This is a genomic window from Kitasatospora sp. NPDC101235 (assembly GCF_044767505.1).
Classification (GTDB): domain Bacteria; phylum Actinomycetota; class Actinomycetes; order Streptomycetales; family Streptomycetaceae; genus Kitasatospora.
This window is the reverse complement of sequence record NZ_JBIWNZ010000063.1, coordinates 1-9,541: the sequence shown is the minus strand read 5'-3', so window position 1 is coordinate 9,541 and position 9,541 is coordinate 1. Positions and strand designations below refer to the sequence as shown.

Below are 9,541 nucleotides of genomic sequence, written 5' to 3'. Positions count from 1 at the left end.
CGCGCCGGGGCCCGAGCGGCGGGCCGGCCTGCCCCGCCCGCGCCCGGGCGGGGGCTGGGGGTCGCGTACCGGTCGGCCGGCCGGGACGGCCGGGGCCGGCCCCGCCCGCGGGGGGGGCCGGACCGGTCCTTTCAGTCTGGCGTCAGGGCTTGGGGCAGGCGGCCTGGGTGACCTTGCCGGCCTTGTCGCCGGTGGTCGCGGGGTCCAGGGTCAGGCACCGGCCGGTCCACTGGTTGATGAAGTAGTAGCCGCGCGACTTGCCGTTGCTGTCGATGTTGGTCGGTATGACGTTCCACAGCTGGTTGCCGGAGGACCACCGGGTCTCGCACGGCCACCAGAGCAACTGCGTGCCGTCGCCGGGCGGCGTGCCGTTGTTGTAGGGGACGGTCAGGCAGGAGCCGTTGCCCGCCTTGATCCAGTAGTAGCCCTTGCCGTCGTAGTTCGGTTTGGTGGCCGTCCACTGGTGGCTGCTGGGCGCCGGGTTCGCGCAGGCCCGCTGCGTGACCAGGCCGCCGGAGCCGTTGGGGAACTCGTCACCGCGCACCATGCACCGGTTGCTGTTGTAGGTGCTGACGTACTGCTTGGAGTCGGTGACGACCCACACCGCCGGGTCGGGCTCGAAGACGTAGTTGTCGCGGTTGAGCTCCTCGACCACGGACAGCGGGGTGTTGCCCGACGTGTCGGAGAGCTGGTAGTGGTCCACCGCGACGAAGTTCGGGTTGCGGCCCGCAGCGGGCCGGCAGGACTTCTCGATGCGGCTCTTGAGCTGGGACCCGTTGTCGATCTTGGCGTAGGCCTTCGGGTCGAGGTTGTCCGAGCTGAACTGGTTCATGGTGAACAGCGGGGTCAGGTTGCTCGTGTTCGGCATGGGGTTCTGGTTCAGGGGCTGGCTCTCCCCGCGCGGCTCGCAGCCGTACGGCTGCCCCAGGCCGTAGCTGTACCGGTTCTCCACGGTGTGCGTCCAGGTGTTCATCAGCGTGCCGGAGCCGACCGCCAGGTCGCTCCAGCTGTCCTGGAAGATCACGAGGCGCTGGTTGGCGGCGACCATGTCGCGCAGGCGGGGCCAGTTGTTGCTGTAGATGCCCCAGTCGTTCTGGTCGAAGAGCAGGTTGCCGGCGCCCTTGGCGTCCAGCATGTCGGTGATCGTTTTGCTGAGCGTCTGCTGGCTGGCGTAGTTCTCCAGGAAGACCGTCACCACCTCCTGCGGGTTCTTCTGCAGGAAGTTCACGATGGTCAGGAGCCCCGACTTGAACTCCTCGTAGCACAGGGACGTACTGCCGTGGCACATCTCGACGGGCGCGGTGCCCTTGGGGTCCCAGGTGTCGAGCATCAGCCCCCGCACGCCGCCCTCGAGCTGCTGCTGGATGCTCTGCGACTGGTTCGGCGGAACGGGGAACTCGCTCCAGTTGTTGGCGTAGGCGTTGTGCGACGTCACCCACGACCACTGGTGGTAGCGCGCATTCCCGTACTTGCTGCTCGCTGCCGTCGCGTCCGTGGGTGCCGTCAGCATCGAGGCCAGGACGAGGAGTGGGATCACCGGCAGGGCGAACAGGCGCAGCAGGCGAGCACGGCGGTCGGCGCCCCGACGGGGCACGGCGCCACTGGTTCTCATTGTGAAATTCCCTGGTGGAAAGCGGCCGTCGGCGTCCGCGGGAGCGGTACGCCGGAGACCGGAGGTCTGGAGGTTCCCCCGAGCCCGCCGGGCGGGCCGCACATGGGAGGGCGGCACAGCGGCGACGGACCGGCCCGGCGGGGGCTTGTCGGGCCCCGGTCCGGGTCGCCCTTAGCTAACCGCGCCGGGCCGGTTGCGGACCAGGCGGTTCCACCGGCAGAAGTACCGTCCGGCATACTTCTGCCGATCCCCAGGTCACGGCGTTTCGCCCCGCCGCCCGAGACATTGAGACACAGCGCGCCGGATTCACACTGAGCCTTTTCAGCGTTGCAGCTCCAGGGTGAGGACAGCTTTGGCCGCTGACGTCAGCCGGTTCGGGCTGCAGCGGGCGTGGCGGAAGATCCGCCAGTGCTTGAGGGTGGCTGCACCGCGTTCGACGGGGTGTCGGAACCGGGCGTGGGCCCGGTTCAGCGATCTCTGTTCCGGGGTGAGCTCCTTGCCGGGCTTTCGCCTGATCGGCACGGCGAACGGCCCGCCCGCGCCGGTGTGGGCGAGGTCGGCCGGGGCGGGGATGCGGAGCGTTGCGCAGGTCTTCACGACGCGATGGTCACGGGCCGCAGTGAGGTCGTGGGTGCGGCCCGGCAACGCGCGCGAGACCCACGCGATTTTGCCGCGCGGACCGGTGATGACCTGGAAGTTCACGCCGTGGCGACGGTGCTTGCGCAGGTACACCAGCGCGACGATGGCTCGCTGTGAAGGCCGGAGCTTGCACCGACGGTCACTGCGGGTGCCGATAAATCATCCGGCCTGGTCACAGCCTTGTCTGATTGGCCGTGGGTCGTGTCTGCAGGCCTCCTGGTCTCTTCCCGCGGGTCAGTACGGACGGCATGATGATCTGTTGTGCTGCTACGCCTGGCCTACCTCGCCGCCACCAACACCTTCGCGCTGCTGCGGCTCCTGCCGATGAGCAGCCGGGAGAAGGACATCGAGATCCTCGCGCTGCGGCACCAGTTGCCGGTCGTGCAGCGCCAGGTCGGCAGACCCGTCTTCACCGACACCGACCGTGCTGTCCTGGCCGGCCTGCTCCACCACCTCCCCACCGGCAGACTGCGGCGCATTGTGGTGCCCGGTCCGTCCGGACACGGTCCTGCGCTGGCATCGGAACACGCTCAAGTGGCGCCACGCCACTACCCGCGTGCCGAAGCGACCGGGGCGCGCCCGCGCACCGTCCGCTCGGTCCGTGCCCCGGTGCTGCGCCTGGCCAGGGAGAACAGCGCACCGGCTACCTCTCCTGGCTGGAGGTCTGCTCCTGGAGCGACAACACCGAGGTCACGCTGGCTCTGGCCCAGCGAATGCTGCGCCGTTGACGCTGGTGTTCCTGGCAGCGGACTCGCCTGCCGAACGCGTTCAAGAACGTCCTGGCCGCCGAGGCGGAGGGCATCGCGGTCCAGGTGCTGGTCGACCGCAACGCGGAGGCGTTCGCCAGCTTGCGCGAACCACTGGCGCTGTCGTTCGATGACTTCATCCGCACCAGTAGCGATCCTCGCCACCGAGCGGGGGTCGAGCGCCTGTGGCAGCGGTGTGCCGACGCAGGCGATCTGTACCGGAAACACTACGAGGGGCTGTACTGCGTCGGCTGCGAGCAGTTCTACATTGCCGACGACCTCGTCGAAGGCCGCTGTCCCGAGCACGGCACCGAACCACAGCTCGTGGCGGAGGAGAACTGGTTCTTCCGGCTCTCCCGCTATGCCGACGTCCTGCTGGAACTGATCTCCAGCAATCGGCTGCGGATCGAACCTGCCTCCCATCGCAACGAGATCCTCGGCCTGATCGCCGGCGGCCTGCACGACTTCCCCGTCTCCCGCTCCCAGAGCCGCGCCCGCGGCTGGGGCATCCCCGTTCCCGGAGACCCCGACCAGGTCGTGTACGTGTGGTGGGACGCACTGGGCAACTACGTGACCAGCCTGGGCTACGGGACATCTGATGCGGCCTTCGACCAGTGGTGGACACACGGGGGCAAGCGGATCCACTTGGCGGGCAAGGGTGTGCTCCGATTCCACGCCGTCTACTGGCCGGCAATGCTGCTGTCTGCGGGGCTGCCGGCGCCCACCGACATCCTGGTCCACGACTACCTGACCGTCGACGGCCGCAAGATCAGCAAGTCCAGCGGCACGACAGTCGATCCGGCAGCTCTGGTCGCCGACGTCGGCACGGACGCCGTGCGCTGGTGGCTCCTGCGCGATGTACCCCGCGTCGGCGACGCGGACTTCACTGTGGACCGGCTCGTGGACCGTGCCGACGGCGACCTCTCCGGTGGGTTGGGCAACCTGGTCAACCGGGTCGTGACCATGATCCACCGCTACCGTGACGGCCGCCTTCCCAGCTCCGGCGGCACCCTGGTCGGCGCAGAGCGGCTGGTGTGGGTGTGTGCCGATGCCCCTCGGGAGATTGATGTCGCCCTGGATGCGTTCGACTTCCGCCGGGCCGCTACCGCCGTGTGGACAATCGTGGAGGAGGCCAACCGCTGCATCGAAAGCACCAGGCCCTGGGACCTCGCGAAGATCGAGAGAGAAGGAGAGCGCATCACCGGGGAGCGACTGGACGGTGTCCTCGCCGCTCTCCTGCAGGCCTGCCTCTTCCTCGCCGACCGATTGACGCCGTTCCTGCCGGGAGCCTCGGCCCTCATCACGGAGCAGTGCACCGTGGTCGACGGCATCCTCCCCCCCGGCGACCCCACTGTTCCCACGGATCGGGAGCTGATCGATCGGGCCGCCGAGTCCGCCCAGGGATCACCACCTGGGCGGACTCGGCGTCGACCGAACCCCTGGGCCCACGGCAACGGTGAACGCGGCGCCCGCACGCCCGCAGCGGCCAGAGCCCGGTCGGCACCCGGCCCCAGCCCGAGACCGCGCCGCGCGCGGGACGAGGAAGTGCTGCTCACCCCCGGTCCAATGCCGTCGTCCCCGGATTCGTCACCCCGGCCGCCAAACCGGCGGCGCAGGCCGGCCGACCGCGACCCCCTGCCGTGCCGTGCCGATCGCACGTAGGCACCACCGCAGGTGCTCCCGCAGTTACCACCGCAGACACCTCAGGGCCTTATCTGGTCAAGCCGCGACGGCGAGTGGTGTTGGGAAGGCGGCCTGCTCGTCGAACAGTCGGCGGCTTTTGAGGCAGTGGTAGAGCTGGCCGAGAGGCCTCAAGGCCTACGCCGGCGCCTCACCCGTCACCCGGGCCTCCGGCAAGAAGTCGAGCATCACCCGGCGGTGGGTCAAGAACGACCGGCTCAACCACGCCGGCTATCGACCTGACCCTGGACACCACGGCGTTCTGACCGGCGACCCGGACCACCGCCAGCCCCGCCAACGAAGCGCCCGACGCCCGCCGCAGCCGATGAAGTGTCCGACCCTGCGCTGTAGACCCGGGCCGGCCGGGCCTTGCCCGCTACGCTGCCATCGGCGCCCGCCGGACCCGAGACGTACAATCCGGGCCATCACCGCCGGCCTGGGACGTCCCAGCACCGTCCCAGCCCGCCCGGTATGCCCCGATTTTCTGGGGTGGTCCCAGGACATGGCACCCCAGATTGCCCAGGCAGCGGCGCTGCGCGCCCGGACCTGGGACAGAAGCCTCGCACCGCTGTGCGAAGACATCGAGGGCCTCGTGGCCGAGGCATCGGACGGGTGGTCCGGCCACCGTCGACCTCGTCGGCCGTGGAGGGTCAGGCGATGTCGGCGTACCAGATCCGGCTCGCAGGGCCCTCCGGATCGGAGTCGCGGAAACGCTTGGGCATCCCGGGCCTCAGCGCGGGGCGCAGCAGGTGCCACGTCCGTTCGATCGCCTCGCCGGTGAAGCCGTCGAACTCCGGCGTGACCTGGAGCAGTATCGCGCCGTCGCGCAGGGTTTCCACGCGGTGGAAGTCACCGGCCGTGGTGATCCCGTCCGCACCGCCGAGCTGCTGGGCGATCTCGCGTGGGATCACCATCAGCCACTCGTATCCGCGCAGTCGGCGCCGCGACTGCGGCAGCGTCATCCTGGGCAGTGGCGGGCCGACCCGCTCCTCGTGCTCAGTGCGGCCCAGCGCACGCCTGAAGCCGATCTGGGCGTAGCACGGGTCCACCTCCTGCGAGAAGTCCCGCAGCAGCTCCGTCCAGCGCGCCTGGGCGGCCGGCCGGAAGCGCTCCTGCGGTGTTTCCGCGCTGAGCCTGACCCAGTCCTCGGCGCCCTCATCGCGCGCGACGCCCATCCGCAGGAGCTCGCCACCCGGCATGCCTTCGTCATCCAGCCGATAGACCGCGATCTCGGCCAGCCGCACGTCCAGGGGGTTCAGCACTTCGGGAGTCGGCTGACCTTCTGACCGGAATCGAACTGAGCGGCTGTCAGCGTCCCTCCACGTCGCACGAAGGCGAGCAAGTCGCCACCCGAGTGCCAGTGCCGCGCCCACCCATCGAAGCTTCTGGCGTCGGTGTCCGGCGTCGGCACGGCGCCGACGTCGGAGACCATCCAGACCTCACCGCGGTGGGGTCCTGCCGTCACCAGCAGCCAGAACGATGGCCCGTCCTCGGCTCCGAGGACAACTGACCCGTGGTTGAAGACGGCATCGATACGTGGATCGTGAGCGTCGACCGTCTCGTCGTCTTCCCACACCCACGCTTCATCCAGGGGGAACGGCTCTCCCGGGTGCCGCGGTCCCGTGCCCGGCCAGCTTTCCGGCAGCCACCCCAGCGGCTGAAGACCGCCATCCTCCGGGGGACCGAGGCTGCTGCCGTTGCTGATCTCCGCGATGAAGGTCCGAAAGGGCTCCGGAAGCGTCACCCGGTTCTCGGCCTCCCAGACTGCGACTCCGTCGCCGCCCAGGGCAGGCTCGCGCCACTCGACTGCGAACGCCGAACGCAAGAAGTCGAGCGTGGCCTCGTCGGGATGATGATCAGGTGTGGTTGTCACGAGGGGCTGGCATAGACGTCCGACATCTTGATCTTCAGACGGTGTTGCCCCTTCTGGCAAACATCGAACAGGCGCCGACCGTGGCGACTCCCGAAGTGCTGAACATGTGCTGTTCGTTCCCGGGCTCTGGCTCAACTTCTGTGGTGTCGGCCCGAGGCCGGGTACATCGGAACCTCGGGCGACGGAAATCAGCAGGCCAGAGATCTGCTTCGAGGTGGCTCCGCACGCACACGGCGGAGCTCCACAGAACTTGAGCCAGAACCCCAGATTCCGACAGCGCTTGTTCAGCGATTCGGGAGGCACTCAAGCCGCGCCACGTTCGATGTTCACGAGAAGCGGTTCTGGTCCAACTTCTGGGCTCTGTCGTTGATTGAGGGGTCTTGGCTGGTTGATCATGGTGATAGGAGGATGCGGCGTCGTAGGAGATCGAAGTTGGCCCGGCCGTACATCTGCCTCTTCAGCAACTTGATCCTGGTCACGTTGCCCTCGACCGCTCCTGAGGTGAGCGTCGTGTTCAGGGCTGCAAGAACGGCTGCGTGGTCGCGTCGGATCCCGCTGGCCAGGGTGCGGAGTTCTCTGGACCGGCCGTGAGCACCCCGCCGTCCGCGCCCTCGGCCCCCACCCCCACAGCCGCCACAGCCGCCCGGGCAGGCCTGGCCGTCCCGGCCCCACCGGCCCGCCCCGATGCCCCACAGCCCGCCCCCGGGCCCGCCGAGTAAGCGCCGCCGGCTTGGCTGCCGTCATCCCGCAGTGCCGTGCCGCCGCCCGCACCCACCCCCCGGCACCGGCCCTGCCGGTATCTCCTGCCCGGCCGTCAGGAGGCCGGGCGGCCGGGCGGGTGTGGTGTGGGGTCAGCAGCCGCATTCCTCGCCGCGCCAGGCTTCGGCACCTTCGCGGACGGCGAGGCCGGCGACCAGGAGGGCGACGGCGGGGTCGAGCCACCAGAGGCCGAAGAGGGTGTTGGTGAGCAGGCCGACCAGGACGGCGGCGGCCAGGTAGGCGCAGAGCAGGTTCTGGGTGCCTTCGCCGGTGGTGGCGCCGGAGTCGAGGATCTTGCCCAGGCGGCGCTTGGCGCGGCCGAGCAGCGGCATCACGATGAGCGAGGAGGCGGCCAGGGTGATGCCGAGCCAGCTGGTGGACGGCTTGTCGCCCTGGATGAGGGTGGTGAGGGCGTCGTAGGCGATGTAGGGGGCGAGCAGGAAGAAGGTGACGGCGACGGCCTTCTGCGCGCGGCCCTCGGCGGTCTCGGAGAGGGTTCGGGAGCCGCTGAACCTCCAGACGATGATCACCGAGGCGAGGCCCTCGATCAGTGAGTCGAGGCCGAAGCCGAGCAGGGCGACCGAGCCGGCGACCACGGCGGCGACGATCGCGACCGCGCCTTCGAGTCCCATGTAGGCCAGGGAGAGCCAGGACAGCAGCTTGGCCTTGCGGGCGGCCTCGTGCCATTCGGCACTCTTCTCGACCGGGGGGCGGCAGCAGGCGTCGGTACAGCCGGGAGCACAGTGGCAGTCGCCCGGCTCGGTCGCGGGGGCCTGGGCGGTGTTCACGCGTCGTCCTCGCAGGTGCCGTAGGCGGGGCAGAGCGCGACCGCGTCGCCGGTGTCGGCGAGCACGGTCTCGGCGGCGACCAGCAGTCCGATGAGCGAGGGTTGGGTGAGGGAGAACACCGAGGCCCGGCCGACCGGGCGGGAGTCGACCAGTCCGCAGTCGCGCAGGCAGGCCAGGTGCTTGGAGACGGTGGACTGGGCCAGGCCGAGCTGGTCGACCAGGTCGACCACGCGGGCCTCGCCGGTCGCCAGGCGCCGCACGATCGCCAGCCGGGCCGGGTCGCCCAAGGAGCGGAAGAGCGCGGCGGCCGGTGCCAGCGCATCCCGCCCGGCATTCGCATTAGGAGTTGTCATCGCCATGTGGCGATGATAGATCCTTTGGCTCACTCGATCGAGTGGCGGTCGACCAGCACCCGGGAGCGGGCGATGGCGTACCGCTCCCAGTCGTCGGGCCGGCGGAACCGTTCGAGGGTGGTGACGACAGGTCGAGCCACGCGGAGCGGTAGCCGTCGAGCGCAGCCAGCTCACTCTCGGCGTCGTCAGCGAGAATGACGTAGAGATCGTGGTCGGAGTGACGGGTGGTCATGCCGTCGTGGGCCCAGGAGCGCCTTTGAGGACGAGCCGACGATGGCCTGGTCGGCCGTCGCATCAGCGACGAACGCCGCAAAATCCAGGGTTCATGCCAGGTCCTTGCGCATCAGCGTGCACATCGTCTCGTAGCGCCGGATCGAGCCGTCCTCGGCCACCACGTCCCAGGAGTCCGGCTCGCGGCCGAACGCCTGGTAGCCCAGGCGCTCGTAGAGGGCGCGGGCGCGCGGGTTGCCCTCCTCGACTCCGAGTTCGGCGCGGGTCAGGCCCCGGGCGGTGATCCGCTGCTCGGCGGAGCGGATCAGCAGTGTGCCGATGCCACAGGACTGCAGCGCCGGGTGGACGCCGAGCTGCCAGATCTCGCCGGCGCCGGGCTTGACGGTGTAGTCGATCCCGCCGACCGCCACCGGGAGCCCGACCGACGTGCAGAGCGCCAGGTAGTCGATCTCGCCGGCCTCAGCGCGGCGGAGCTGGCCGGCGAGCTGGCGCACGTGCAGGGCGTCTCCGGCCCACCCACAGGACGACAGGTCCGCGTAGGTCAGGTCGCGGACCGACAGCTGCAGCCTGATCTCGATCATCGCCGCATCCCTTCGACTCCAAAAGCGGGCGTCTCCCATTTCAGCAAGCCGGTCCCCGTGCCGTCCAAGGGGTTTCGGACCCGACCCACCCGATCCCGCCCCCATCAGTTCGGGGTGGTGTCGTCGGTGTGGGCGCGCGCTCGGCCGCAGCAGCCACGTAGCTCTTGCCGGAGCCGGTGGCCATCTAGGACGTGTATTCGGTCGTGATCAATGGGTTCGGGTGAGGTCCTTGATCCAGATCATTGCGCCGCGAAGGTGAAGGCCGGCGAGGTAGCTTTC

General features: G+C 69.5%; 10 protein-coding genes and 1 pseudogene. 2 read left to right on the top strand and 9 right to left on the bottom strand.

Going from position 1 to position 9,541, the window contains the following annotated elements; all coding sequences use genetic code 11:
* Window positions 1–142: 142 nt before the first annotated feature.
* From ACIRRH_RS42970 to ACIRRH_RS42960, 3 genes are all read right to left on the bottom strand, one after another.
* Window positions 143–1,612 carry a phosphatidylinositol-specific phospholipase C domain-containing protein gene (locus ACIRRH_RS42970; RefSeq protein WP_403078847.1) on the bottom strand — a complete coding sequence of 490 codons (1,470 nt, stop codon included), beginning with the start codon at window positions 1,610–1,612 and terminating at the stop codon, window positions 143–145.
* A 321-nt stretch (window positions 1,613–1,933) separates the two neighbouring features.
* On the bottom strand, window positions 1,934–2,407 hold the full coding sequence (locus tag ACIRRH_RS42965) for a transposase family protein (RefSeq protein ID WP_403078857.1): 474 nt from the start codon (window positions 2,405–2,407) through the stop codon (window positions 1,934–1,936).
* Window positions 2,408–2,518: 111 nt separating this feature from the next.
* Window positions 2,519–2,704, bottom strand: coding sequence for a hypothetical protein (locus tag ACIRRH_RS42960; protein ID WP_403078859.1), 186 nt, complete (start codon window positions 2,702–2,704; stop codon window positions 2,519–2,521).
* Between ACIRRH_RS42960 and ACIRRH_RS42955 the strand changes: the two are divergent.
* Window positions 2,633–2,890 (top strand): annotated as a pseudogene (locus ACIRRH_RS42955) (integrase); the annotation flags it as partial. The gene ACIRRH_RS42960 and the pseudogene ACIRRH_RS42955 overlap by 72 nt on opposite strands.
* A 173-nt stretch (window positions 2,891–3,063) precedes the next feature.
* The gene (locus ACIRRH_RS42950; RefSeq protein WP_403078845.1) at window positions 3,064–4,659 is read left to right on the top strand and encodes a methionine--tRNA ligase; all 1,596 of its coding nucleotides are present in this window, start codon (window positions 3,064–3,066) and stop codon (window positions 4,657–4,659) included.
* 668 nt (window positions 4,660–5,327) lie between these two features.
* Here ACIRRH_RS42950 and ACIRRH_RS42945 read toward each other — a convergent pair.
* The 6 genes from ACIRRH_RS42945 to ACIRRH_RS42920 all read right to left on the bottom strand — a co-directional run bounded on the left by ACIRRH_RS42945 (window position 5,328) and on the right by ACIRRH_RS42920 (window position 9,262).
* Window positions 5,328–5,939 carry a hypothetical protein gene (locus tag ACIRRH_RS42945; RefSeq protein WP_403078843.1) on the bottom strand — a complete coding sequence of 204 codons (612 nt, stop codon included), beginning with the start codon at window positions 5,937–5,939 and terminating at the stop codon, window positions 5,328–5,330.
* Entirely contained in the window at window positions 5,933–6,550 is a 618-nt protein-coding gene (locus ACIRRH_RS42940) for an SMI1/KNR4 family protein (RefSeq protein ID WP_403078841.1), read from the bottom strand. Before ACIRRH_RS42940 ends, ACIRRH_RS42945 begins: the two co-directional genes overlap by 7 nt.
* 392 nt (window positions 6,551–6,942) lie before the next feature.
* Window positions 6,943–7,236: a transposase gene (locus ACIRRH_RS42935; RefSeq protein ID WP_403078855.1), complete on the bottom strand. Its 294-nt coding sequence runs from the start codon at window positions 7,234–7,236 to the stop codon at window positions 6,943–6,945.
* A 165-nt stretch (window positions 7,237–7,401) separates the two neighbouring features.
* Window positions 7,402–8,097, bottom strand: a complete 696-nt coding sequence (locus tag ACIRRH_RS42930; protein ID WP_403078840.1) for a cation transporter — start codon at window positions 8,095–8,097, stop codon at window positions 7,402–7,404.
* Window positions 8,094–8,450: an ArsR/SmtB family transcription factor gene (locus ACIRRH_RS42925; RefSeq protein WP_403078853.1), complete on the bottom strand. Its 357-nt coding sequence runs from the start codon at window positions 8,448–8,450 to the stop codon at window positions 8,094–8,096. Before ACIRRH_RS42925 ends, ACIRRH_RS42930 begins: the two co-directional genes overlap by 4 nt.
* A gap of 323 nt (window positions 8,451–8,773) precedes the next feature.
* Complete coding sequence (locus ACIRRH_RS42920) at window positions 8,774–9,262, bottom strand: GNAT family N-acetyltransferase (RefSeq protein ID WP_403078838.1); 489 nt, start codon at window positions 9,260–9,262, stop codon at window positions 8,774–8,776.
* Between the last annotated feature and the right edge of the window lie 279 nt (window positions 9,263–9,541).

Excerpts from the sequence above, each read along its gene's own strand:
- ACIRRH_RS42970 (WP_403078847.1), bottom strand. The coding sequence starts at position 1,612 with ATGAGAACCAGTGGCGCCGTGCCCCGTCGGGGCGCCGACCGCCGTGCT.
- ACIRRH_RS42925 (WP_403078853.1), bottom strand. The coding sequence starts at position 8,450 with ATGACAACTCCTAATGCGAATGCCGGGCGGGATGCGCTGGCACCGGCC.
- ACIRRH_RS42920 (WP_403078838.1), bottom strand. The coding sequence starts at position 9,262 with ATGATCGAGATCAGGCTGCAGCTGTCGGTCCGCGACCTGACCTACGCG.